This window comes from Hymenobacter sp. (assembly GCF_031398885.1).
Classification (GTDB): Bacteria; Bacteroidota; Bacteroidia; order Cytophagales; family Hymenobacteraceae; genus Hymenobacter.
On record NZ_JANNOD010000056.1, the window covers coordinates 119,835 to 144,560 of the forward strand.

16 protein-coding genes and 1 tRNA gene are annotated in these 24,726 nt (G+C 66.2%); 8 read left to right on the plus strand and 9 right to left on the minus strand.

Annotated features, from left to right (window positions below; translation table 11 throughout):
• The first annotated feature begins 16 nt into the window (after positions 1-16).
• The 4 genes from RMO51_RS11235 to RMO51_RS11250 all read left to right on the plus strand — a co-directional run bounded on the left by RMO51_RS11235 (position 17) and on the right by RMO51_RS11250 (position 7,010).
• On the plus strand, positions 17-2,023 hold the full coding sequence (locus RMO51_RS11235; RefSeq protein ID WP_310394671.1) for a carbohydrate-binding protein: 2,007 nt from the start codon (positions 17-19) through the stop codon (positions 2,021-2,023).
• Positions 2,024-2,212: 189 nt separating this feature from the next.
• Positions 2,213-4,792 carry an excinuclease ABC subunit UvrA gene (locus RMO51_RS11240; protein WP_310394673.1) on the plus strand — a complete coding sequence of 860 codons (2,580 nt, stop codon included), beginning with the start codon at positions 2,213-2,215 and terminating at the stop codon, positions 4,790-4,792.
• A gap of 150 nt (positions 4,793-4,942) precedes the next feature.
• Positions 4,943-5,602, plus strand: coding sequence for a methyltransferase domain-containing protein (locus tag RMO51_RS11245; RefSeq protein WP_310394675.1), 660 nt, complete (start codon positions 4,943-4,945; stop codon positions 5,600-5,602).
• A 313-nt stretch (positions 5,603-5,915) separates the two neighbouring features.
• Positions 5,916-7,010, plus strand: a complete 1,095-nt coding sequence (locus RMO51_RS11250) for a DUF4932 domain-containing protein (RefSeq protein ID WP_310394677.1) — start codon at positions 5,916-5,918, stop codon at positions 7,008-7,010.
• Between the two features lie 268 nt (positions 7,011-7,278).
• Here RMO51_RS11250 and RMO51_RS11255 read toward each other — a convergent pair.
• Positions 7,279-7,351, minus strand: a tRNA-Met gene (locus tag RMO51_RS11255).
• Between the two features lie 295 nt (positions 7,352-7,646).
• Between RMO51_RS11255 and RMO51_RS11260 the strand changes: the two genes are divergently transcribed.
• From RMO51_RS11260 to RMO51_RS11270, 3 genes are all read left to right on the plus strand, one after another.
• The gene (locus RMO51_RS11260) at positions 7,647-8,903 is read left to right on the plus strand and encodes a TCR/Tet family MFS transporter (protein WP_310394678.1); all 1,257 of its coding nucleotides are present in this window, start codon (positions 7,647-7,649) and stop codon (positions 8,901-8,903) included.
• A 68-nt stretch (positions 8,904-8,971) separates the two neighbouring features.
• Entirely contained in the window at positions 8,972-9,400 is a 429-nt protein-coding gene (locus RMO51_RS11265; protein ID WP_310394679.1) for a hypothetical protein, read from the plus strand.
• A 310-nt stretch (positions 9,401-9,710) separates the two neighbouring features.
• Positions 9,711-11,813: a M13 family metallopeptidase gene (locus tag RMO51_RS11270; RefSeq protein WP_310394681.1), complete on the plus strand. Its 2,103-nt coding sequence runs from the start codon at positions 9,711-9,713 to the stop codon at positions 11,811-11,813.
• Between the two features lie 281 nt (positions 11,814-12,094).
• Here RMO51_RS11270 and RMO51_RS11275 read toward each other — a convergent pair whose 3' ends face one another.
• The 4 genes from RMO51_RS11275 to RMO51_RS11290 all read right to left on the minus strand — a co-directional run bounded on the left by RMO51_RS11275 (position 12,095) and on the right by RMO51_RS11290 (position 16,594).
• A complete protein-coding gene (locus tag RMO51_RS11275; RefSeq protein WP_310394682.1) occupies positions 12,095-13,180 on the minus strand; it encodes a chorismate mutase in 1,086 nt (361 codons plus the stop codon).
• Between the two features lie 181 nt (positions 13,181-13,361).
• On the minus strand, positions 13,362-14,207 hold the full coding sequence (locus tag RMO51_RS11280; protein WP_310394684.1) for a prephenate dehydrogenase: 846 nt from the start codon (positions 14,205-14,207) through the stop codon (positions 13,362-13,364).
• A 109-nt stretch (positions 14,208-14,316) separates the two neighbouring features.
• Positions 14,317-15,519 carry an aminotransferase class I/II-fold pyridoxal phosphate-dependent enzyme gene (locus tag RMO51_RS11285; RefSeq protein WP_310394686.1) on the minus strand — a complete coding sequence of 401 codons (1,203 nt, stop codon included), beginning with the start codon at positions 15,517-15,519 and terminating at the stop codon, positions 14,317-14,319.
• 172 nt (positions 15,520-15,691) lie between these two features.
• On the minus strand, positions 15,692-16,594 hold the full coding sequence (locus RMO51_RS11290; RefSeq protein WP_310394687.1) for a prephenate dehydratase domain-containing protein: 903 nt from the start codon (positions 16,592-16,594) through the stop codon (positions 15,692-15,694).
• A gap of 520 nt (positions 16,595-17,114) precedes the next feature.
• Between RMO51_RS11290 and RMO51_RS11295 the strand changes: the two genes are divergently transcribed.
• Positions 17,115-18,185, plus strand: a complete 1,071-nt coding sequence (locus RMO51_RS11295) for an NADH:flavin oxidoreductase/NADH oxidase (protein WP_310394688.1) — start codon at positions 17,115-17,117, stop codon at positions 18,183-18,185.
• Between the two features lie 147 nt (positions 18,186-18,332).
• On the opposite strand, the gene RMO51_RS11300 is transcribed toward RMO51_RS11295, so the two are convergent.
• The 4 genes from RMO51_RS11300 to RMO51_RS11315 all read right to left on the minus strand — a co-directional run bounded on the left by RMO51_RS11300 (position 18,333) and on the right by RMO51_RS11315 (position 24,362).
• The gene (locus tag RMO51_RS11300) at positions 18,333-19,994 is read right to left on the minus strand and encodes an MFS transporter (protein ID WP_310394690.1); all 1,662 of its coding nucleotides are present in this window, start codon (positions 19,992-19,994) and stop codon (positions 18,333-18,335) included.
• A gap of 157 nt (positions 19,995-20,151) precedes the next feature.
• Positions 20,152-21,186, minus strand: coding sequence for a LacI family DNA-binding transcriptional regulator (locus RMO51_RS11305; protein ID WP_310394691.1), 1,035 nt, complete (start codon positions 21,184-21,186; stop codon positions 20,152-20,154).
• A 292-nt stretch (positions 21,187-21,478) separates the two neighbouring features.
• On the minus strand, positions 21,479-22,081 hold the full coding sequence (locus RMO51_RS11310) for a pentapeptide repeat-containing protein (RefSeq protein WP_310394692.1): 603 nt from the start codon (positions 22,079-22,081) through the stop codon (positions 21,479-21,481).
• 205 nt (positions 22,082-22,286) lie between these two features.
• Positions 22,287-24,362, minus strand: a complete 2,076-nt coding sequence (locus tag RMO51_RS11315; protein ID WP_310394694.1) for an ExeM/NucH family extracellular endonuclease — start codon at positions 24,360-24,362, stop codon at positions 22,287-22,289.
• Positions 24,363-24,726: the final 364 nt, after the last annotated feature.

Sequence of the window (24,726 nt, forward strand, 5' to 3'; positions counted from 1 at the left end):
TCTTTCCCCAACCCCGATGAAAAATCCTTCCCGCTCAAAAACCGTTCTGGGGCTTCTGCTCCTACTCCTGTTGGCCACTCCGGCATTTGCCCAGTTCAAGGTTATCGGCTACCTGCCCTCCTGGACGGGCAACGTGGGCGACGTGCAGTACGACAAGCTGACCCACATCAACTACGCCTTTCTGCTGCCCAACGCCGACGGCAGCCTCCGCCCCATCGAAAACCCCGCCAAGCTGCAAAGCCTGGTGGCCACGGCCCACGCCCGGGGCGTGAAAGTGCTCGTCTCCGTGGGCGGCTGGATGAACGACGGCAACCCCACCGAGTTTGCTTCCATTGGCAACAACGCGAACTACACCCGCACCTTCGCCACCAACCTAATCAACTTTGCCAGCCAGTACGGCCTGGACGGCATCGACATCGACTGGGAGCACCCCACTCCCAGCACCGCCAACGGCTACGCAGCCGTAATGCAGGAGCTGGCCACCCGGCTCCACGGCCAGGGCAAGCTGCTCACCACGGCCGTGGCCGGGGGCACCTGGGCCGGGGGCAGCATTCAGGACAACGTGCTCAACAACCTGGACTTCCTCAACATCATGGCCTACGACGACGCGGCCCCGGCCCACTCCACTTACGCCCTGGCTTCGCAGTCGATGGGCTACTGGCGGGGGCGCGGCCTGCCGGCCAGCAAAACCGTGCTGGGCGTGCCGTTCTACGGGCAGTCGGGCGGGGAAACCTTCGCTTCGCTGGTTTCGAGAGGGGCCGACCCCAACGCGGATTTTTTCAACGGCATCGGCTACAACGGCATTGCCACCATCAAGAGCAAAACCAACCTCGCCTTCGACCAGGGCAGCGGCGTCATGATTTGGCAACTGGCCGGCGACGCCGCCGGCGCTAATTCGTTGCTCACGGCCATCCGGCAAGTGGTAGTGGCCCGGGGGGGCGGCGGCACCCCGCCCCCGCCGGGCGCGCAGGCCATCCCGGGCACCATTCAGGCCGAAAGCTTTGCGGCGCAGCAAGGCACCCTCACCGAGCCAACGACCGACGCGGGCGGCGGCGTGAACGTGGACTACTTCGAAACCAACGACTGGCTCGACTACAACGTGACCGTGGCCACGGCCGGCGCTTATACCGTCGGCTTCCGGGTGGCCAGCGCCAACGGCGGGGCCACGCTCCAGCTGCGCAACGGCGCCGGCACCCCGCTCGGCAGCGTGAACGTGGGCAACACCGGCGGCTGGCAGAGCTGGCAGACCATCAACGTCGCGGTGAACCTGCCGGCCGGCACCCAGACGCTGCGCCTGTTCGCGGCCGCCTCCACGGGCTGCAACGTGAACTACCTCAGCTTCGCCACGGCCAGCGGCGGGGGCGGCGCCTTCAGCCGGCAGCTCGAAGCCGAAGCCGCCAACACGAACAGCGGCATGGTGGCGGAAGGCTGCACCGACGCGGGCGGCGGCCAGAACATGGGCTACATCGACGCCGCCGACTACCTGGTGTTCACCAACGTCAACTTCCCCACCTCCGGCACCTACCTCATCGAGTACCGCGTGGCCAGCGGCGGGGGCGGCGGCACCATTTCGTCGGACCTGAACGCCAACGCCTTTTCGCTGGGCAGCACCGCCGTGCCCGGCACCGGCGGCTGGCAAAACTGGGTTACCGTGTCCAAAACCGTGAACGTGGCCGCGAATACGTACAACTTCGGGGTCTACGCCTCCACCGGCGGCTACAACCTCAACTGGGTCCGCATCACCAAAACCAGTAACCGCACGGCCCTGGCCAGCCCCGCCGCCCCCAGCCAGCCGGTGGTGAGCGTGTACCCCAACCCGGTCCTCGACCGACTGACGCTGGACCTGCCCGCCGAGCTGCTGGGCAAGCAGCTCAGCATCCTGAGCATGGAGGGCCGCCAGGTGTGGCGCGGCACCTACGGCGGCCAACCCGTGGACGTTTCCGCGCTGCGGCCGGGCCTGTACACGCTGGTGGGGCAACTGCCCGGGGGGCAGAAAATAGCCAGCCGCTTCAGCAAGCAGTAAGCGGCTGGTTGGTTGCCATCCGGGGGCGGGCGGTGTTGGGCGCAAGCTCCGCGTTACCCGCCCCTCTGTGGCTTCCGTTGGCAATCGGGCCGACGAAAATTTGCGGGCGGCGGCCAGATATCCGCGGGTGAGCTGCGTATGCGCGGGGTAGCCCCGCCGTTGTCCGGCGGGCGGCTCTCCCGATTGCCCATGGCCCAACCGTCGCCCCAACCCCCTTCCCCCGATTTCTCCGGCTTCGTGCGCGTGCGCGGCGCCCGCGAGCACAACCTCAAAAACGTCGACGTCGACATTCCGCGCGATGCGCTGGTGGTATTCACCGGCGTGTCGGGCTCCGGCAAATCCAGCCTGGCCTTTGGCACGCTCTACGCCGAGGCGCAGCGGCGGTATCTGGAGTCGGTGTCGCCCTACGCGCGGCGGCTGTTTCACCAGATGGCCGTGCCCGAGGTCGGCTCCATCGACGGGCTGCCGCCGGCGGTGGCCTTGCAGCAGCAGCGCGGCGCGCCCAGCACCCGCTCGTCGGTGGGCTCGGTCACCACGCTCGCCAACTTGCTGCGGATGCTCTACTCGCGGGCCGGCGACTACCCGGCCGGCCAGGGCATCATCTACGCCGAAGCCTTTTCGCCCAACACCCCGGAGGGCGCCTGCCCCACCTGCCACGGCCTGGGCCGGGTGTACGAAGTGACCGAGCAAAGCATGGTGCCCAACCCCGCGCTCACCATCCGGGAGCGGGCCGTGGCGGCGTGGCCGCCGGCCTGGGGCGGCCAAAACCAGCGCGACATCCTCGTGAGCCTGGGCTACGACGTGGATACGCCCTGGCGGGAGCTGCCCCAAAAAGACCGGGACTGGATACTCTTCACCGACGAGCAGCCCGTGGTGCCGGTGTACCCCGGCTACTCGCCCGCCGAGACGCGGCGCGCCCGCCAGCGCCGCGAGCCGCCGAACTACATGGGCACCTTCACGGGCGTGAAGCGGCACGTGCTGCACACCTTCGCCACCACCCACAGCCCGCTCATGAAGAAGCGGGTGGCGCAGTACCTGCTCGGCGGCGACTGCCCCACCTGCCGCGGCAAGCGCCTGCGGCCCGAGTCGCTGGCGGTGCAGTTTGCCGGCCTGGACATTGCCGACATGGCGCGGCTGCCGCTTCGGCGGCTGGCGAGCCTGCTGGCGCCGTTTGCCAACGGCACCGCGGGCCAGCAGCAGCACGACCAAGCGCACCCGGAGCAGGCCATCGTGGCCCGGCGCATCGCCGAGGATTTGGCCGCCCGGCTGGCTGTGCTGCTGGATTTGGGCCTGGGCTATTTGTCGTTGGAGCGCGCCACGCCCACGCTCTCGCCCGGCGAGTTGCAGCGGCTGCGGCTGGCCACGCAGCTCTATTCCAACCTGTTCGGGGTGGTGTACGTGCTCGACGAGCCTTCCGCGGGCCTGCACCCCGCCGATACCGAAGCCTTGCTCGCGGCCTTGGCGGGTTTGAAAGACGCGGGCAATTCCCTGTTCGTGGTGGAGCACGATTTGGACGTCATCCGCCAAGCCGACTGGCTGGTGGACGTGGGCCCGGCGGCCGGCGAAAAGGGCGGCGAAATCCTGTACAGCGGCCCGCCCGAAGGCTTGAAAACCGTCCTGGAATCCCGGACGCGGCAGTTTCTTTTCGATACCGCCGCCTTTCCCGACCGCCCGCCGCGCCCGCCCGCCGGCTGGCTGAAGCTGGCCGGCGTGACGCGCAACAACCTCGACCGGCTCGACGCGGCGTTTCCGCTCGGCGTGTTTACCACCGTCACAGGCGTGTCGGGCTCGGGCAAGTCCAGCCTGGTCAGTCAGGCACTGGTGGAGCTGGTCGCTCTCGAATTAGGAATGAAGAATGAGGAATTAGGCATTGAAACCGAAGAAGCCGACGACCATTGGCTTGCGCCTTCCTCCGGTTCTTCATTCCTAATTCCTCCTTCTTCATCGACCGAAGGGCGGATTATGGGCGGCCTGGAAGGCATCAAGCGCCTGGTGCGCGTCGACCAGAAGCCCATTGGCCGCACGCCGCGCTCCAACATGGCCACCTATACCGGCCTGTTCGACCACGTGCGCAAGCTCTTCGCCGCCACGCCCGACGCTCGCAAGCGCCGCTACGACGCCGGCCGCTTCTCCTTCAACGTGGCCAAGGGCCGCTGCTCAACCTGCGCGGGCGAGGGCTTCGTGATGGTCGAGCTGCTGTTTCTGCCCAGCGTGTATGCACCCTGCCCCGTGTGCCACGGCGCCCGCTACAACGCCCAAACCCTCGAAATCCGCTACCGCGACCGGAACATTGCCGAGGTGCTGGGTCTGAGCGTGGACGGCGCCTGGGAGTTCTTCGCCAACGAGGCGCCCGTGCACCGCGCCCTCACCGTGCTGCGCGAAGTGGGCCTGGGCTACCTGCGCCTCGGCCAGCCCGCCACCGAGCTGAGCGGCGGCGAGGCCCAGCGCATCAAGCTCGCCACCGAGTTGCAGCGCATCGGCCGCGGCAACACGCTCTACATCCTCGACGAGCCCACCACCGGCCTGCACCCGGCCGACGTGGAGAAACTGATGGGGCAACTGGACGGGCTGGTGGAAGCCGGCAACACGGTCATCGTGGTGGAGCACGACATGCGCGTGGTGGCCGGCTCCGACTGGGTCATCGACATCGGCCCCGGCGCGGGCGAGGAGGGCGGGCGCGTGGTGGCCGCCGGCCCGCCCCGGGAAGTAGCCAACATGGCGCACAGCCAAACCGCTCCGTACCTGAAGCGGTTTTTGGAGCCCGCCTGACAAATTGAAGGCGACGAAAATTACTAGAACGTCATGCTGAGCGCAGCCGAAGCATCTCGCGTGCTCAAGTAATCCAATCGATTGAGTTACTACCCCACGCAAGATGCTTCGCTGTGCTCTGCATGACGTTCAGGATTATCTAACCACTCTATGGACCCCAACATCCCGCAATCTCTCTTCCCCGCCCACGCTTTCCGCCGCCAGGACGAAACCCCCGACGCGGACTTTTACCACCACCCGCGCTTCGTCACGCACATTGATGAGGCGGCCATTGCGGCCGTTACGCAGCTCTACCGCGAGTACTTCCGGCCCGGCACCGACCTGCTCGACCTGATGAGCAGCTGGGTGAGCCACCTGCCGCCCGAGGTGCCCTACCGCCGCGTGGTGGGCCTGGGCATGAACGCGGCCGAGCTGCGCGGCAACCCGCGCCTCCACGCCCACGTGGTGCAGGACCTCAACCAGCAACCCGCCCTGCCTTTCGCAGACGCCGAATTTGACGGGGCGGCCATCTGCGTGTCCGTCGACTACCTGACCCAGCCGGTGGCGGTGCTGCGCGAGCTGGCCCGCGTGCTGCGGCCCGGGGCGCCACTCGTCATCACGTTCTCCAACCGCTGTTTTCCCAGCAAGGCCATTGCCGCCTGGCACCACCTCGACGACCGTGGCCACCTGGCGCTCGTGCGGCAGTACCTGCTGGCGGCCGGCGACTGGCACAGCATCGAGCTGCTGGACCGCAGCCCGCAGCCACCCGGCCGCTCCGACCCGCTGTTTGCCGTGGTGGCGCGGGTCGGCGCCCCGCACGGCTTGAGGTAAGCACATTTCCGTTGCACGAGCCAGCTAAGCCAGCTTCCCAGGCGCTTTACCCACGGCGCAACCGGACTGTAGCTAGGAACAAAATCAGAGCGCCCACCACAAGTTCCTGGCACGTGGCCCGCAACGACTCGCCGTCCGTTTGCAGCAACTCCACTCGGACCTTCGCCGGAAACATCCAGGCATTCCGCCTTAATTTGCTCTCAAGCTCTCGGCTTCGTCCGAGCAGGGCACCCAAGCCTATTCACTGCCTTTTGCGGCAGCGAAATATTCTTTACCTCTGTAATCATAGCTGGCACCCATTTCGCCCTCATTCATGCGCTTTTCTAAGGTTGCCGCCGCCGTGTTCCTCTATTTGACTGCCGGGCTGTCGGGCATGGCTCAGCCTTCGGCTCCGGTGCGCGTGCTAGTGCACCCCGGCACGGAATTACTGCAAATAATCCATTTGCTGTCGGACACCGCCCAGGTTGCGGAGTCTACCTACAATGCGGACGTACTGCGCCACTTCGCGCCCCACCGGCGGCATCCGGCCGTGCTGGCCGCCCGTCATTTGTCGCGCGCAATCAGTTGCGACTACCCGGTGCGCCTGAGTTGGGCGTTCTATAATTTTCCCGACCTCAAACTCGCCACCATGCAACCCGAGCATATGGATGGTTACGAGCAAGAAATGCCACTTGCTGAAGTGCAGGCGTATTTTCGGCAGTGCTTGCAGTTTGCCCGGGACACCCGTTTTACGGAGTTTTACCAGGCGCACGCCTCGCAGCACGCGTTGTGGGTGCGGGAGTTTGAGGCCGGCATGAACCAGCAAAAATTACTTGAAACCATCGACCGGTTCTACCGCCTGCCCCGGCAAAAGCCAGTGGCCTTAACGCTGGGCGTGCTCAATTGCGGCTCCTACGCGATGTCGGATATGCGTGGCATCAATCCCAAGCTGCCCAACCAACACACCATCCTGGTCAGCTATCACCAATTGATGCTCAGCCGGGACACCCTCACCCGTGCACCCCATTTCCATTCTGCAATACAAACCTCGCAACTGGTGTGGCACGAACTGGGCCACACCTACCTCACGGCCGTATTTGCGCGTCACCAGTCAGAAATCAACCAGTTGGCCTACCTCGCGCAGCAAGACCCCAGGGCAAAGCAGTGGTCGGAGGTGCGAGGCGGCTGGAGCAACTTTTTAAATGAGAACGTGGCCCAAGCAGTGACCAATCTGTTGAAACTTCAAGCAGGCACAACCATCCGCGCAGATGCGTTTGCACCCCACGACTTCTACATTTACTCGGCTGAGCTGGCCGAACTAATCGAGCGGCAGTATCATCAAGGCGCGCGCTACAAGAATTTTGATGAGTATTTCCCGGTGCTACTGCGCGAATTCGCTAAAAAACACCCCGCAACAGCCGCAAAGTAGCTAAGCGTCGTGGCAAGAATTCACGCGCTTATGCAACAGTGGCCGCTGCTAGCTTTTTTGGTCCACAAGCAGCAAGCCCAAGAGCGAATGTGCTTTAGCATGTCCACCCGTTTTCAGTGCGCAGCTAACTCGTTGTGGGCAGCGAAGTGCGTGGGCTAGCTAGAATCTGGTCTACCGGTTTATGCGCAATGAAGCTGAAATGGCTAGGTGGATGCGAATCTTCAGAAAAGAAAAAAGGCCGTTTTCCCAGTGAAAACGGCCTTTTAGGTAGCGGGGACTGGACTCGAACCAGTGACCTTTGGGTTATGAGCCCAACGAGCTACCAACTGCTCCACCCCGCACTGTTTGTGGCACAAAGGTAGGGAAATTTTTGGGTAACCCCACAAAAAGTACCACGATTGCCGCAAGCACGCGGTGAAGGGATGATTGTCAGCAAGTAAAAATCGCGGCGGCGGACGGCCGACGGGCTAATTGGCCGTGCACAATCCAGCTACCTTTGCGGGCCGGTAGTGGCGGCCGGCCCGGCAAAAACCCCGAACACTGGCCGGGTGCGCACGGGCCGCTGGCATCTCTCCGTGGCGGGGCCGGCGCGGCCCTGCCAATCAATTTGGTTTCTCCTCCTGCTTCCCGCTGCTCATGGCCGACCAACGCCCCCCCGCCCTCGGCTTCATCTTCGTTACGATTCTGATTGACGTCATTGGGCTGGGCCTCATCATTCCGGTGGTGCCCCGGCTCATTCAGCAGCTCACGGGCGAGGGGCTGAGCCGGGCCTCGGAGTACTCGGGCTGGCTCACGTTTGCCTACGCCAGCGCGCAGTTTTGCTGCGCGCCGGTGGTGGGCGGGCTCAGCGACAAGCTGGGGCGGCGGCCGGTGCTGCTGGCGGCGCTGCTGGGCCTGGGGCTCGACTACGTGTTCCTGAGCTTTGCCCCCACCCTGGCGTGGCTGTTCGTGGGGCGCGTGCTGGCGGGCATCACCGGGGCCAGCTTCACCACGGCCACGGCCTACATCGCCGACATCAGCACGCCCGAGAAGCGGGCCCAGAACTTCGGGCTGGTGGGCGCGGCCTTTGGCGTGGGCTTCATCATCGGGCCGGCGCTGGGCGGGCTGCTGGCCGGCTTCGGCACGCGGGTGCCGTTCATGGTGGCGGCGGGCCTGAGCCTGTGCAATTTCTGCTACGGCTACTTTGTGCTGCCCGAGTCGCTGGCGTCGGCCCAGCGCCGGCCGTTCGAGTGGCGCCGGGCCAACCCCGTGGCCTCGCTGCTGCGGCTGGGAAACTACCCGGCCATTCTGGGTCTGGTGGCGTCGCTGGTGCTCATTTACCTGGCGGGCTCGGCCACGCAGTCGGTCTGGACGTTCTACACCATGCTCAAGTTTGGCTGGACCGAGCGGCTGGTGGGCATTTCGCTGGCGGTGGTGGGGCTGTTTTCGGGGCTGGTGCAGGGCGGGCTGGTGCGGGTGGCCATTCCGAAGCTGGGCGCGGCCCGGGCCATTGTCATCGGCCTGCTGTGCTACGTGGTGGGGTTTGCGCTGTTCGCGTTTGCGTCGCGCGGCTGGCTGATGCTCGTATTTCTGGCGCCGTACTGCCTGGGCGGCCTGGCCGGACCGGCGCTGCAGGGCACCATTTCGAGCCAGGTGCCGGCCAACGAGCAGGGCGAGCTGCAGGGCTCGCTCACCAGCCTCATCAGCGCCACGGGCGTGGTGGGCCCCCTGCTCATGACCTACCTGTTCGGCTACTTCACGCGGCCCTCGGCGCCGGTGCGGTTCCCGGGGGCACCGTTTTTGCTGGGGGCGGTGCTCACGCTGGTAAGCGCGGTGCTGGCGGTGCGCTCCCTGCGCAAGCACCCGCCGGTGGCCAGCGGCGGGGTGCCAGCCGAAGCGGTGCCGGCGCACTAGCTTCCGAGACGGCCGGGGTCGTCAGATGCTGCCGCACCCGTACTTTACGCCCCGCCACTTCTTATATGATGAATTCGGAAGTTACCCTGCCCCTGCTGCAACTCACGCCTCGGCCCGATTTGGGCGTCCTGGTTGGCCGCTGGGGCTACCAGCCCGACCCCGCCGAGCTGCCCGCCGCCTACGAGGCCCTTACCGCCGCCGTGGCGCGCGACCACTGCCGGTTCTGGCTGCAGGACATCCGCCGCCGCAGCCTCAACGACCCGCACATCACGAAGTGGCTGCTGAGTGACTACTTCCCCGGCATGGCCCGCCAGCTGGGGGGCCGCCTGTGCGTGGCCTACCTCGTGAGCCCCGCCCTGCACAAAACCATCACCGACGACCCTGGCTTTCTGCCGTTGGCGGCGTACGAGGACCGGCCGTTTGCGCTGGGTTTTTTTGGCGACGAAGGCGCGGCCATTCAGTGGCTGCAGGCGCAGCAGCGCGCCGCAACCAGCTGATTTTTCCGGCCTGTTTAGCGGCTGCGCAGGACGCAAGTTGCCCTTAAGCCCCGGCCCGCTGGGAGCTTGGGATTTGGCGATAGCGACAGAACGTGATGGAACAAAAGCCTGGCAGATTTTTCTAGCTGTCAGGCCGCGTTCCTTTTTTAAATCCCTCTTGAACGCCACGCCGCCGAAAAGCCGTTTTTTATTCAAGCGCGGCTTTTCGGCTCGATTTAACGGGTATTTACCGCAGGTCAGAATACGGCGGGCGGGCCAGCGCAGTCGTCTTTCTGGCTACTTTGCAGCCACAACCTTTGTCCGGGCACTCATGAACAAACTGTATTCCCGCCCTTGGCTGGCCGCCGCGCTGGCCCTGGCCGGCTGCGCCGGCGCCAAGCCCGCTGCTGTCGTTACCACACCGCCGGCCGGCGCGGTTACGACGGCGCCTGCCCCGCCCGACCCCGCGGGCGTGGGGCTCGACATGGCTGACCTGGACCGCACGGTGAATGCCTGCGACGACTTCTTCCAGTTTTCGGGCGGCAACTGGCTCCGCAGCAACCCCGTGCCGAGCTACGCATCCAGCTGGGGCCCGCGCAACCTGCTCGGCAACCGCACCCAGGCCACGCTGCGCCAGATTCTGGAGGATGCGGCCGCTAACCGCACTGCCGCCCCGGGCAGCAACGCGCAAAAAGTGGGCGACTTCTACGCGGCGGCCATGGACACGGTGGCCATCGAAAAGGCCGGCCTCGCCCCGCTCCAGCCGGAGCTGGCCCGCCTGGCCGCCGTGCGCGACAAGGCCGGCCTGCGCGCCGCCATCGTGCACCTGCAGGCGCTGGGAACCGGGGTGTTTTTCCGGGCCGGCGTGGAAGTGGACGAGAAGAAAACCACCCAGTACGCCGTGCAGATGAACCAGGGCGGCCTTACCCTGCCCGACCGGGACTTCTACTTCAAGGACGACGCCCGCACCGCCAAGGTCAAGGCGGCCTACCGGACGTACATGACGGAGGTTTTTGGGCTGCTGGGCGACGCGCCAGCCGGGGCCCAGCGCAACGCGGCCACCGTCGAGCGCCTCGAAACCCGCCTGGCCAAGGCTTCCCGCACCCGCGTGGAGCTGCGCGACCCCCAGGCCAACTACAACAAGCTGACCGTGGCCGCCGCCCAGCAGCGCTACCCGGCCCTCGACCCCAGGAAGCTGCTGGCCGACATGCAGCTCGGCAAAGCCCAGGAAATCATCCTCGGCCAGCCCGCGTTTTTCGACGAGGTAGATGACGTGCTGAAAACCGAGCCGCTGGCCGACCTCAAAACCTACCTGCGCTGGCACCTGGTGCGCTCGGTGGCCGCCGCCCTGCCCGTGGCCTACGCCGAATCCGCCTTCCGCTACAACCAGGCCCAGACCGGGGCCAAGCAGCAAGCCACCCGCTGGAAACGCATGCAGGCCGCCACCGACCAGACCCTGGGCGAAGCCTTCGGCCAGCTCTACGTGGACCAGGCCTTCCCGCCCGCGGCCAAGGCCAAGGCGCTGGAAATGGTGGCCAACATCCGGGCCAGCATGGCCGAGCACATCCAAAACAACACCTGGATGAGCGCGCCCACCAAGGCCGAGGCCCTAAAGAAGCTGAACGCGCTGCGCGTGAAAATTGGCTACCCCGACGTGTGGAAGGACTATTCGACCCTGAAAATCAGCCGCGAGAGCTACCTGAAAAACGTGCTGGCCGCCCGCCAGTGGAATACCAAGCGCGAAGCCGCCAAGTTTGGCGGGCCCATCGACCGCAACGAGTGGGGCATGACGCCGCCCACCATCAACGCCTACTACAACCCGCCGCTGAACGAAATTGTGTTTCCGGCCGGCTACCTGCAGCCGCCCTTCTTCGACCCCAAGGCCGACGACGCCATCAACTACGGCGCCATCGGCGGGGTGATGGGCCACGAAATGACCCACGGCTTCGACGACCAGGGCCGGCAGTACGACGCCGAGGGCAACCTGCGCGACTGGTGGACGCCCGCCGACGCGGCCGAGTTCACGAAGCGCGCCGCCGTGGTGGGCCGGCAGTACGACGCCTTCTCGCCCCTGGACTCAGTGCACGTGAACGGCAAGCTCACCATGGGCGAGAACCTGGCCGACTTCGCCGGCCTCACGGTGGTGTACGGCGCCCTGCAGAAGCAGCTCCAGCAGCGCTACGGCGACGGCCCGCGCCCCAAGTACGACGGTTTCACGCCCGAGCAGCGCTACTTCTTAAGCTGGGCCCAATTGCGCCGCACCAACATCCGCCCCGAAGCCCTGCGCCAGCAAATTCTCACCGACCCGCACTCGCCCGGGCAGTACCGCACCATCGGCCCGCTGATGAACATGCCGCAGTTCCAGCAGGCATTCGGGTGTCTCGAGGGCAGCAAGATGACGCGCAGCGTGGCAGACCGGGCCGTGATTTGGTAGCCCTGAGCACTCTTGCACAAGTAAGCAGATAAAACAAAACGTCATGCTGAGCTTGCCGAAGCATCTCGCGTGGATTAGTACCCCAACGAAGCGGGCGAGATGCTTCGGCAAGCTCAGCATGACCGCCTATTATGTGGTCACTTGTGCATGAGTACTTAGAGTAAAGAGAACTGCAAAAGGCAATCTGGCGAAACGTGAGGCCGTTTTTTATATACCGATAGTATAAAAGGCGCACAAAATCGCGTTGCTCAGGTTACACACCTCTTCTTTTCCTGGAGTTGCTACAGCCCCTCCATCACCCGATTCTGCCGGGTGATGGACTCCAGGTGCACCGCCGCCAGATACTGTTCCACGAACTCATTCGTCAGGCCCACCGACGAGCCTTGGCGCAGGGCGCGTTCCAGCACCTCGTTCCAGCGGGCGGTTTGCAGGATGGTGATGTCGTTTTCTTTTTTGTACTGCCCGATTTTTTCGGCCACGGCCATGCGGCGGCCCAGCAACTGCATGATTTCAGCGTCGAGCTGGTTGATTTGCTCGCGGAAGCTGGCCAGGGCGGTCAGGAACTCGCGCTGGTCGGTGGTTTCGTGGCGCCACACCAGGCCCTTGATGAGGGCGCGCAGCGCTTCGGGGGTGATTTGCTGCTTGGCGTCGCTCCAGGCCGCGTCGGGATTTTGGTGGCTCTCAATCATGGTGCCGTCGAAGCCCAGGTTGAGGGCTTGCTGGGCCACGGCGAACAGCGTGTCGCGCCGGCCGCAGATGTGGCTGGGGTCGCAGAGCAGCGGCATGTGGGGCAGGCGGCGCTTCATCTCGATGGGCAGGTGCCACATCGGCGCGTTGCGAAAGTCGGTATTGCCGTAGCTGGAAAAGCCCCGGTGAATGAGGCCCACGTGCGCTAATCCAGCTTTTTGCAGGCGCTCCACGGCGCCCACCCACAGCTCCAGCTCGGGGTGAATGGGGTTTTTGACCAGCACCGGCACGTCTACGCCGCGCAGGGCGTTGGCAATTTCCTGCACCGAAAACGGGTTGCCGGTGGTGCGGGCCCCCACCCACAGGATGTCGACGCCGAAGGCCAGGCAGTCTTCCACGTGCTTGGCGGTGGCCACTTCCACGGCCGTGGGCAGGCCGGTGAGCTCGCTGGCCCGCTTCAGCCAGGGCAGGCCCTTGGGGCCCACGCCCTCGAAGCCGCCGGGCTTGGTGCGGGGCTTCCAGATGCCGGCGCGCAGGGCCTGCACCTTGCCGGTGGCGGCCAGCCGCTGGCAGGTGTCGAGCACCTGCTCTTCGGTTTCGGCCGAGCACGGGCCGGAGATGAGGAAGGGCTTGTCGTCGGGCTGGCGGTTGAACAGCGCGGATTTCATGGTGGGCATCATGGCGGTGGATTTGAATTGTTTGGTTGTTAAATGGCCCCGGCGGTCGTGCTCATCTGGCGTCCGCGCAGCCGAAGCATCTCGCGTGGGGTAGCAAATCAATCGTGAGGACGATGCGAGCGAGATGCTTCGACTGCGCTCAGCATGACGCGCTGATGTTTTTCCTTGCTCCTTCTAGGACTCCTCACGGCAGAATCTTGCGGATGTGGTTGGCGAGCTCAATGCGCTCGGCCAGGCCGGCGTAGTCCTCCCGCGCCAGCAGCTCGCGCAGGTGCTGCAGTTGGTGTAGGTGCTCATCGAGCACGTCGAGCACGTTGAGGCGGTTTTGGCGGAAAATGGGCACCCAGGTGGCCGGCGCGCTCTTAGCCAGGCGCACCGTGGACTCGAAGCCGCCACTGGCCAAATCGAAGATGCGCTGCTCTTCCTTCTCCTTCTCTAGCACCGTGAGGGCCAGGGCAAACGAGGTGATGTGCGAAATGTGCGACACGTAAGCCGTATGCAGGTCGTGGTCGGCCCCATCGAGGTAGAGCAGGCGCATGGGCAGCGCGTGAAACAGCTGTTCTACCACCCGCAGGGCGTCGGCGTCGCTACGGGCGGTGTCGCAGAGCACCACGGTTTTGCCTTCGAACAAGCCCGAAACCGCGGCTTCAGGGCCCGAGTGTTCGGTGCCGGCCATGGGGTGGGCAGCCACGAAGCGGCCCCGGCGCGGGTGCCCGGCCACGGCCGCCAGCAGCGCCTGCTTGGTCGAGCCCACGTCGATGACGACCTGGTGCGCGCCCACAGCGTCGAGCACGAGCGGCAGCACCAGCACCATGGCGTCCACAGGCACGGCCACCACGATTAAATCAGCCCGGCGCACGGCGGCGCTCAGGTCAGCTTCGATTTCATCCACCAAGCCCAGTTCCAGGGCGCGGCGGGCGTGGGCGGGGCTGGCCTCCACGCCGATGAAGCGGTGCGCCAGGCCGTGCTGCCGCAGGCTGAGGGCCAGCGAGCCGCCGATAAGGCCCAAGCCGATAATGGTGACGGTCACGATGTCGTTGTTAGTTGTTAGTTATCAGTTGTTGGTTGTCAGTTGTCAGGGACGTCATGCCGAGCGGAGCCGAGGCATCTCGCTTGGGGGAGTAATTCAATCGATTGAGTTAGTGCTGCACGGGAGATGTCTCGGCTGCGCTCGACAAGACCCGTTCTTTCCACTCCTCCACCCGCGCCAGGGCCTCGCGTAGCACGGCTTCCGGCTGGCAGAGGCTGGCGCGCACGTACCCGTTGCCGTTAGTGCCAAAAATGCCGCCCGGCGTGAGAAACACCCTAGATTGGGCCAGCACGGCGTCGCTGAGGGCGTAGCCGTCGGCAAAGCCAGCCGGCACGGCGGCCCAGAGGAACAGGCCCATCTGGCCCGGCGCGGGGTCGCAGCCCAGGGCGCGGAGCAGCGCCCGCACCAGCTCGCGGCGGGCCCGGTAGGTGGCGTTCAACTCGGCAAACCAGTCGTCGCCCAGCGCCAGGGCGGCCACGGCGGCCTGCTGCACCGGCAGAAACATGCCCGAGTCCATGTTGCTTTTGAAGCGGAGCACGTCGGCCAGCACGTCGGCGCGGCCGGCCAGCAGGCCCACGCGCCAGCCGGCCAGGTTGTGCGACTTACTGAGTGAGTTCAGCTCGATGGCCACCTCGCGGGCGCCGGGCACGGCCAGCAAGCTCACGGGCGGCGTTTCGTTGAGGATAAAGCCGTAGGGGTTGTCGTGCACCAGCAGGATTTGGTGGGCTTTGGCAAACTCGACGAGGCGCGTGAGAAAAGAAAAGTCAGCGACCGTGCCGGTGGGCATATGGGGGTAGTTCACCAGCATGAGCTTCACACGGGTGAGGTCGGTGGCGGCCAGCGCGGCCAAGTCGGGTAGCCAGCCATTGGCAGCCGTGAGGGCGTATTCGCGCACTTCGGCCCCGCAGATTTCGGCCACGGCGCGGTAGGTGGGGTAGCCGGGGTTAGGAATGAGCACCGCGTCGCCGGCTTCGAGAAAGGTCATTCCGATGTGCATCAGGCCCTCTTTGGAGCCCAGCAGCGGCAGAATTTCGGTGGCCGGGTCCAGGGCCACGCCGTAGTGGCGCTGGTAGAATTCGGCCATCGCGCCGCGCAGGGCGGGCGTGCCCTGGTAGCCCTGGTAGCCGTGGGCGGTGGGCAGCGCAGCCGTGGCCGTGAGGGCCGCCGTCACGCTGGGGTGGGGCGGCAAATCGGGGCTGCCAATACCCAGGTTGATGACGCGGGCCCCGGCGGCGTTGAGGGCGGCCAGCTCGCGCAGCTTGCGCGAGAAGTAGTATTCGCCGGTGTGGGCCAGGCGGCTGGCAACTTTCATACGCTTTGCTTAATGAGAAATGAGAGACGAGAAACGAGAAACGAGAAGTGAGAAATAAAAAATGGTCCTTGCGAGCAGAGCACGTCGGCCCGTTCTCAGCGTCCGGTTTTGAATTGTGCCCCGTTTAAGGCTGGTTAAAGAAACGCGTTGGGAGGAGAGGTCATCACATTATTTAAATTGGTCGCTGGGAGAGAAAGGATTGCCGCGCTTCTCTGTGTTCCGCTCGCACCGGCAGGTCCTCCCCCGCTGCCATGCTCCCGCGCTGATACGCCCCCAGCACACGCAGCTCCTCCGTAACGGGTGCCAAGTCGGCTAGCAGCGCCTCCAATTGCCCGATTTCCGCAAACTCCACGTCGGCGTGGAAGCCGTAGTGCCAGGGTTGGCCGGGGCGGGGGCACGACTGCAGCTTGCTCAGGTTGAGGCCGTGGGCGGCCACGCGGGTGAGCACCGCGGCCAGGCTGCCCGGCGCGTGCGGCGCGTGGAAGTACAGCGAGGCCTTGTCGGCGCGCGGGTCGAGTTGGGCGGTGTCGGCGCGTTGCAGCACCAGGAAACGGGTGTAGTTGTGCGGGTCGTCGTGGATGGCGGGGGCCAGGATGCGCAGGCCGAACTGCGCGGCGGCGTGGGCGCCGGCCACCACGGCCACGCCGGGCGCGCGGGTTTCGGCCAGGAGCTGGGCGCTGCGGCCGGTGTCGTCGGTTTCGACCAGCTTCCAGTGGGGGTGGCGGTCGAGGAAGTCGCCGCACTGGCGCAGGGCCATGGGGTGCGAGTGCACGGCGTGCACGTCGGCCAGCGCGGTGCCGGGCAGGGCCAGCAGGTGCTGATGAACGGGCAAGTACACCTCGCCGGTGACTTGCACCGCGTGGCGCTCCAGCAGCAGGTAGTTGGGCAGGATGCTGCCGGCCAGCGAGTTTTCCATGGCCATCAGGCCGGCATCGGCGGTGCCGCCCACCACGTGGGCCACCACCGCAGCAAAAGTGGCGCAGGGCAGCAAGGCCGGCTCCGCTCCAAAGAACTGCCGGGCGGCCACCTCGTGGAAACTTCCCCGGAACCCTTGAATAGAAACGTGCTGGGGCATGGCGACGATGGAAAATGGGGCAATAAAAAAGGGCCTCCGTGTGCGGGGCCCTGGGTGTTGGCAGCGGAGTGGTTAGCTCTGGCAACAGCGGGCCGGCTTCTTCGGGAAGAAGAAGTAATAGCCGTAATAAAAGAAAACCGGTTGCGAGCGGAGCATCTGTGCAATGAGCATTAAAAAAGCGCCTTCCCGATGAACGAGCGGCGCTGAGAATGTTTGAGGATTAGCTACAAACGGCGGCTCGTTCTACGCGGCGGCGTAGAAGTAATAGTAGCCAAAAAAGTAGCGCGTCTGGAGCATGGTGGTGGTGAATGCGGCGGCAAGATAGGCACGTGGGTGAGAAAAGCAAATTTGAGCCAGCCAGCATTTAAGAACCTATCCGAAAAATACTGCGGCTGCGCAGACGCCCGTCCTGCTGAGCTTGCCGAAGCATTGTTACAATTTTATCCAAGCACCTGCCGCGATAACCCCAGGCTCAAAAACCAGGTTTAACCAGCTTCGCATTCTTTGGAACTCACCCGCTATGCCCAAGCTATTTGAGCCCCTCGCCCTGCGCGGCGTCACCCTGAAAAACCGCATTGTCGTCTCGCCCATGTGCCAGTACAGCAGCGTCGACGGCTTTGCCACCGACTGGCACCTCGTGCACCTGGGCAGCCGCGCGGTGGGCGGCGCCGGCCTCGTCATCACCGAAGCGGCGGCCGTGTCGCCCGCCGGCCGCATCAGCCCCGACGACCTGGGCATTTGGCAAGACGAGCACCTGCCCATGCTCCGGCGCATTACTGCTTTCATCGCGGCGCAGGGCAGCGTGCCGGGCATTCAGCTGGCCCACGCCGGCCGCAAGGCCAGCACCTACAGCCCCTGGACCGGCAGCGGCGCGGTGCCCGAACGCGAAGGCGGCTGGCCGGTGGTAGCCCCCAGCGCCGAGGCCTTCGCCGACAACTACCCCCAGCCAACGGCGCTGGACGCGGCCGGCGTCCAGAAAGTCATTGCCGATTTCCGGGCCGCCGCGGGGCGGGCCCTGGCGGCGGGCTTCCGGGTCGTGGAGCTGCACGCGGCCCACGGCTACCTGCTGCACGAGTTTCTGTCGCCGCTGAGCAACCACCGCACCGACGCGTACGGCGGCTCCTTCGAAAACCGCGTCCGGCTGCTGCTCGACGTGGTGGCCGCCACCCGCGAAGTGTGGCCCGAGGAGCTCCCGCTCATCGTGCGCCTCTCCGCCACCGACTGGACCGAGGGCGGCTGGAACGCCGACGAGTCGGTGCAGCTGGCCGCCCTGCTCAAGGTGCGCGGCGTGGACTTGATTGACTGTTCCTCCGGTGGCAACGTGCCCAAAGCGCCCATTCCGGTGGGCCCCGGCTATCAGGTGCAGTTCGCCGAGCGCATCAAGCAGGAAACCGGCCTGCTCACGGGCGCCGTGGGCCTCATCACCACGCCGGCCGAGGCGGAGGCCATTTTAGCCAACGGGCAGGCCGACGTGGTGCTGCTGGCCCGCGAGTTTTTGCGCGAGCCGTATTTTCCGCTTTTTGCGGCCCACGAACTGGGCACGGAAATCCCCTGGCCGGTGCAGTACGAGCGCGCCAAGCCGCGGAGCTGACGCTGCGCTTGAGCGCTGCGCTTGAGCGCTGCGCTTGAGCGCTGCGCTTAATGAGGAATGAAGAATGAGGAATGAAGAATTATCATGCGCCCTCGATTCCTCATTGCTCATTGCTCACTCCTCATTCTTCATTAAGCGCAGTGTAAATCACCGCTGGCTTTCCAGCATCTGCAGGGGCGTAGCCATTTCCACGTTCGACGTGTTGGGGAAGGCCAGAAAATGCGTGACGCGCGGCTCTTCGGGCCCGCGGTGGAATTGCCGCACCCGGGCTTCCACGGCTTGGTCTTCCCGCGTGAAGCGGTGGTGCTGGCGCTGGTGCTCGCCCCAGGTGGCCACGTAGTAAAACTCGGTGAGGAGCGCGGGGTTGGCCACGTCCGAAAATACGCCGGCGCGCAGGACCCCGTCGCGCAGCCGCAGGCGCTTGAGCTGCTCGGCGGCCGCGCGGAAGGCGGGCCAGTCGGCGGGCTCCACCCGGTACGCTATCATCACCACCACGGGGCCGTCGTCAGGGTCAATTTTGGCGTGGCCCGGCGCCTCGGGGTCGGGCCAGGGCTCGGCCGGGGCCAGGTCGAGGCCTTCGGCCGCGCGCAAGGGAAAGGGCCAGGCCAGCAGGGCGCTGGCCAGCATCCAGCCGGCGGCCGTGAGCAGCGCGATAGGCAGGGAGAAGTGGTCGGCCAGCTCGCCCCACGCCAGGCTGCCCACCGACATGCCCGCCTGAAACACCAGCATGTAGATGCCGATGACGCGCGCCTGCACCCACCGGGGCACGTTCAGCTGCACGGTGGTGCTGAAGCTGGTCATCACCATCAGCCAGGCAATTCCGGCGAGGAACAGCACGGCGTAGAGCACGTAAATTTCCGTGACGAGGGCCAGCGCCGCGTTGGTGCCCGCCAGGGCCAGCACGCCCAGCAACACCCGCTGGTTGAAGCCGAGCCGCGCGCCGGCCCGGCCCATCAGGAAGGCCCCGGTCACGGCCCCGGCGCCCAGCCAGGCGAGCAGCGCGCCGTAGTGCCCCGCGCTCAGGTGCAGCTTGCGGGCCACCACCACCGACACCAGCCCCCACATGGCCGCCGTGCCGAACGAAAAGGCGAACGTGCGCGCCAGCACCCCGTAGATGGCCGGCGAGTACTGCACGTAGCGCAGCCCGGCCCGCAGGGCGCCCGCGAAATTTTCGGCCGGGCCGCTGGTGCTGGCGGCCTCGCGCTTCCAGCAGTACACCACGGCCCAGGTGCCCAGGAAGGACACGCCGTTGAGCAAAAACACCCAGCCCGCCGAATAATAGGCGATGATGGCCCCGCCCACGGCCGGCCCGATGGCCCGGGCAATGTTGTTGCTGACCCCGTTGAGGGTGATGGCCGACGGCAGCACGGCCCGCGGCACCAGCTCGGTGGTCACCGTCTGCCAGATGGGTGCGTTCAGGGCCGCGCCCATGCCCAGCAGAAACGTGAAGCCCAGCACGCCCAGCGCCGACGCGTAGCCAGCCAGCGTGAGCGCGCCCAGCCCCGTGGCCACCGCCGCCATGAAGCCCTGCGTGAAGAGCAGCAGCCGGCGGCGGTCCACCATATCGGCCAGGGCGCCGGATGGCATGCTGAGCAAAAAGGCCGGCAGGCTGATGGCCGTCTGCATCAGGGCCACGAGCAGGGCCGACGCGGTGAGGGTGGTGACGAGCCAAACGCCGGCCACGTTCTGCATCCAGGTGCCCACGTTCGACACCAGGCCCGCAATCCAGATGGCGCGGAAAATGGCGTAGGTGAAGGGGGTGCCCAGCGTGGCCTTGGGCGCAGCAAGAAGGGGAGAAGGGGCAGCCATGAAACCAGTCAATACTTCTCAACAAGCTCGGGGAGTAAAACGACTTCCTACGGCTTTTTCGGCGGTCAGTTTGCCATTGGCCTGACCGTTCTAGGACTTACGCAGTGGCTTGGGCCACTGCGTAAGTCCTACGTTCTTTTGCAAACTGCGAATTGCCCTACCGCCGCTGCGACGACTCGCGCACCAGCAGCCGGGGCTTGAGCACGATGGGCTTGGGCGGGCCCAGGCGGTTGGGGCCGCTTTTGAGCATCTTTTGCAGCAGCTGCACCGCCGTTTTGCCCATTTGCTCGCAGCGCTGGTCCACGCTGCTGAGCATGGGTTCGGTGAGGGAGGTGAACATCTCGTTGCTGAAGCCCACGATGGCCACGTCCTGCGGCACGCGCAGGCGCTGGGCCTTGGCCACCTGCAGGGCGCCCACCGCCGCCAGGTCGTTGGACGAAAACACGGCGTCGGGGCGCTGGGGCAGCTTCAGGAGCTGGCGCATGGCCGCGGCGCCGCCCTTCTGGTTCATCTCGAAAAACATCACCAAATTCTCGTCTATCGGAATGCCGTGGGCCGTGAGGGCGTCGCGGTAGCCCTGGTGGCGGTTTTTGTGGATGCTCAGGTGCGGCGGCCCGCTGAAGTGGGCAATGCGCGTGCAGCCCTGCTCAATGAGGTGGGCCACCACCTGGTAGGCGCCCTGGTAGTCGTCGATGACCACGGCGCTCACGTTGCTGCCCCGAAAATCCTCCACCATGCGGTCGAAAAACACCAGCGGAATGTTCTGCTGCCGCACGGCTTCAAAGTGGGCAAAATCGTGCGTGGTGTTGGCCAGCGACACCAGAATGCCCTCGACCTGGGAGTTCATCAGCAGGTCGATGTTCTTCTGCTCCTGGCGGGCGTCCTCGTTCGACTGGCATATCATCACGTTGAAGCCCAGCTTGGCGGCTTCGGTGGCGATGCCGTGCACCACCTGCGGAAAAAAATGCCCCGTGATGTGCGGCACCAGCACGCCCAACGTGTTGCTGCGGCCGCGGCGCAGGGCAGCGGCCAGTTGGTTGGGCTGGTAGTGCAGCTCCTCGGCCAGCGCGCGCACGCGGGCCTTGGTGGCCTCGCTCACGTCGTCGTGGTCGCTCAGGGCCCGCGAAATCGTGGAGGGGGAAAGGCCCAGTGTCTTGGCCAGGTCGGTAATGGAAGCGCGGCGGTTGGCCATCTGGTCGTTGGGGCGAGGTGAAAAAATGCCCGGGGCCAGCGCCCGGGGGCCCGGGCCCCGGCACTGCCGGCAGCGGGCGGGCCCGCGGCCCCCGGGCGCGCCGGCGCGGCGTGCTGACGAGTTGCCGAAAGCGGACGGGCGGCCAGTCACCGGGCGGCCCCTTCCGGGCGTCGATGGGAATTCCCCCGCAATCTACTAGCCGGGCCGGGAACCCCACATTTCGCAAAAATGAATTTTTGCGCCACCCGGCCACCCGGCCGTCGGGGCCGCCGGGGGTGCTGGGCCGCCGCGGCTATTCCACCAGCAGCCCGTACTTGGCCACCACGCCCGGCAGGCCCGCCAGCGTGAAACGGGCCCGTTGCAGCGGGTTGGTTTCGGGGTCGATGACGAAGCCGGTGGCGGTGGTGAAGTCAGCCGCCACCAGCCGGGTTTGCTGAAACACGGCGCCCGCCAGCGAGCAGTTCTCAAACACGGCCGCCGTGAGGTCGGCGCCCATAAAATCGGCGTCGTCCAGCCCGCAGCCCACGAAGCGCGTGCCCGGCATATTGCGGCCCGCAAACGAGGCGTAGCGCAGCTGGCACTGGTCGAAGTGCACCCCGAACAGCAGGTCGCGGCAGGCCGTGAACTGCAGCCCCAGCAGCTTGCACTCGGCAAACGCCACGTTCTGCAAAGCCGTGCCCGCCAGCTGGGCCGACGACAAGTTGCACCGCTCAAACAGGCAGTCGGCAAAGCGCCGGTTGCTCAGGTTGGCGCCGCCGAAGTCGCAGTTCACGAAGCGAAACTCCTCAAATTCGTGGTGACCCGCGAGGTGCCGGGCGTCCCAGCCCTCGGCCACGTTCTCGGCCGGGAAATGGTCAGGCTTGCGGGCGGCGGCGGGCTTGCGGCGGGGTTTCATGCGGGGCGTGGTATTTAAGTGGAGCGTCAAGCTAAGCGCAGCAATTCGCGCGCGGGCCAGGAACCCAATCGCCTGTGATGCTGACGCAGGAAGCATCTTCTCACGTCGTGACGGTTCGTTGAGCAGTGGTCAGCGTAAGAGTTGGCGCCCGCGAGCTGCTTCGCCGCGCTCGGCACGATGCCCTCTTTATCTTCACCGCTGGAGGCTACAGCTTCACCACGCGCTGCACCTGGCTGAAGCCGGTGCCGCTGAGCCGCAGCACGTAGGTGCCGGGAGCCAGGCGGGCGGCGCGGCGGCCTATTTCGGCCTGCAACGCCTCGGCCGGGCCGCGCAGCGCCAGCACCCGCTGGCCCAGGGTCGAGGTGATTTCCAGGGTCAGCGGCCGCGCGTTGGGCAGGCCCGTAATGCGGAGGCCGAAGGCGCCCGGCGCCGGGTTGGGGAACACCTGCAGCTGCACCCCGCTCGCGGGCCGGGCGGCGGCCGTCACCACGCCCGAAAAGTTTAGTCCGATGAGCACCGGGTCGTGGTCTGATGAACGGAAGGGGCTGGTGATGTCGGTGGCGGCGCCGGCCACGGAATACTCTAGGAACGCGGGCTCGTTGGCGTTGATGGACCACTTTTCCACGGCGGCGCGGCCCACCAGGCTGGGGGTCAGCACGGCGTGGTCGAGGGAGCCGCTCAGGCCGTTGAACACGTAGGAGGTGCTGCCGGGGGCACCGGCCACCACCAGCCCGGCGGCCCGCAGCAGGTCCAGGGGGTCTTCCTCGTAGTAGGCATTGTAGTCGCCCACGCTCACCACGTGGCGCGTGCCAGCGGGCCGCACCACGGTGTTGATGAACTGCACCAGCGCCGTGGCCTGGTCCTTGCGCCGCGGGTTGGAAGCGCCCTGGCCGTCGCCCTGGTCGGCGTTGGCCCCGCTGCCCGTGGCCTTACTTTTGAAATGGTTGACGACGAGGGCGAAGGTATCGGCGGGGGCGGCCGGGCGGATGGTGGTGAAAAGCTGGGCCACGGGCGGGCGCTCAAACACGCCGGCCACGGTGGCCAGCAGCACGCCGCCGGAGGGCGCCACCACGGCCGGCTTGTAGAGAATGGCGCAACGGATGAGGTCGGTGTTGTTGGGCTGGCGGGTGGCGCCGTCGTCCACGACGGCGTAGGTGCCCGCGCCGAGGGCTTGGTTGAGGCCCCTCACCAGGTCCTGAATGGCCGAGGCGGCGCCGGTGCCGTCGTTCTCAATCTCAATCAGGCCCACCACGTCGGCGTTCATCTGGACCAGCGCGGCGATGATTTTGCTGCGTTGCCGGGCAAAGTCGGCGGGGGTATCGGCGCCGCGGGCCGTGGGGAAGCCGCTGCCCGCGCCGTCGCCGTTGAAGTAGTTGAGCACGTTAAAGCTGGCAATTTTTACGTCAACCGGGCCGAACGTGGGCACCGGCGGCCGCGCCACGGTCAGCACCGGCGCGTCGGCGCCGGCCAGCGGCTGCACGCGCCATTGCCCGCCGCCGTAGCCCAGGATGCCGCGCAGGCTGGCCACGCTGCTGCCCACGCGCACCGTGCCGAGCGCGGGGTCGAGGTAGGGGGTGGGCACGGGATTGACGGCGGCCCGGCCGTCGTCGAGCACCAGGGTCCGGCCGTTGGTGGCGGCCCGGTAGACATTCACGGCGGCCACGTTGCCGGTGCCGGTGCTGCTGGTGCCGGCGGCCGGGTCGTCGTTGGGGTCCACAAGCTGCGTGGGCTGGTAGGCCGGGCCCTGGGTCGAGATGTCCAGCTCGCCGCGCGACCGCAGCGTGGCCACGTCGGTCACGGTTACGGGCCCCGAAAACTGCACCCGCATCCCCTCAAATGGCTCGGCGGTAGCCGCGGTGAACGTGGCGTTGTTGAGCACGCCGAATGCGGGCAAGGCCTGGCCCGCCGCCACCACCGTGATGGCCGGCCCCGTGAGCACGGCCTGGTTGAAGGACGGGGTGCCGGCCGTTTCCTGCACCGCCCCGGCGATGCGCACGCGGTTGCCCACCGCCACGGAGGGCGCGGCTTGCACCACGAACAGGGCATCGGACGTGGCGGGGTCGCCGTCGGCGGTGGCCGCGTCGTTCTGCACGTAGAAACCGGCCGGGCTCAGGCCGGGGTATACGCCCGTCACGATGCCCTCAACCGTGTACGTGCCCGCAGTGGCCAGCGCCCCGCTGCCCTGGATGGCGCCAATGGAAGTGACTTGCTGCGCCAGCGCCGGCAGTTGCGGCAGCGCGCCGGTGAAGCCCAGCAATAAGGCCTTGAGTAAGAGTTTCATGAAGCCGGGCAAAGGGGCGGGAAAATAGCAGCGCAAAAGTACCGGTATTTCGTCCGGGGTTGAAACGATGGCAGCATCGGCGCGCGGTATTTTCTTTTGCACCGTGCGCTGCCCTTTGCGCGTGAACGGCGCCGACGCCCCGGCCCGGCAAGTGGGCGAGTCCAACCACGACGGCCCCGCCGTTCGATGAGCCCATGGCAAGCTGCGGCCCGTTTGTGATGAACACGCGAGCTAAAATGTAGCAGGCTCGCCGCAACTACCAGGGCGGGGCGTTTGGCGCCTGAGCCGGGCACAAGTGGCGGTCGGCGGCAACTTTTAACGGGCAGCACGGTTCACGGCTCAACTTTCGCGCCCCGCGCTTTTG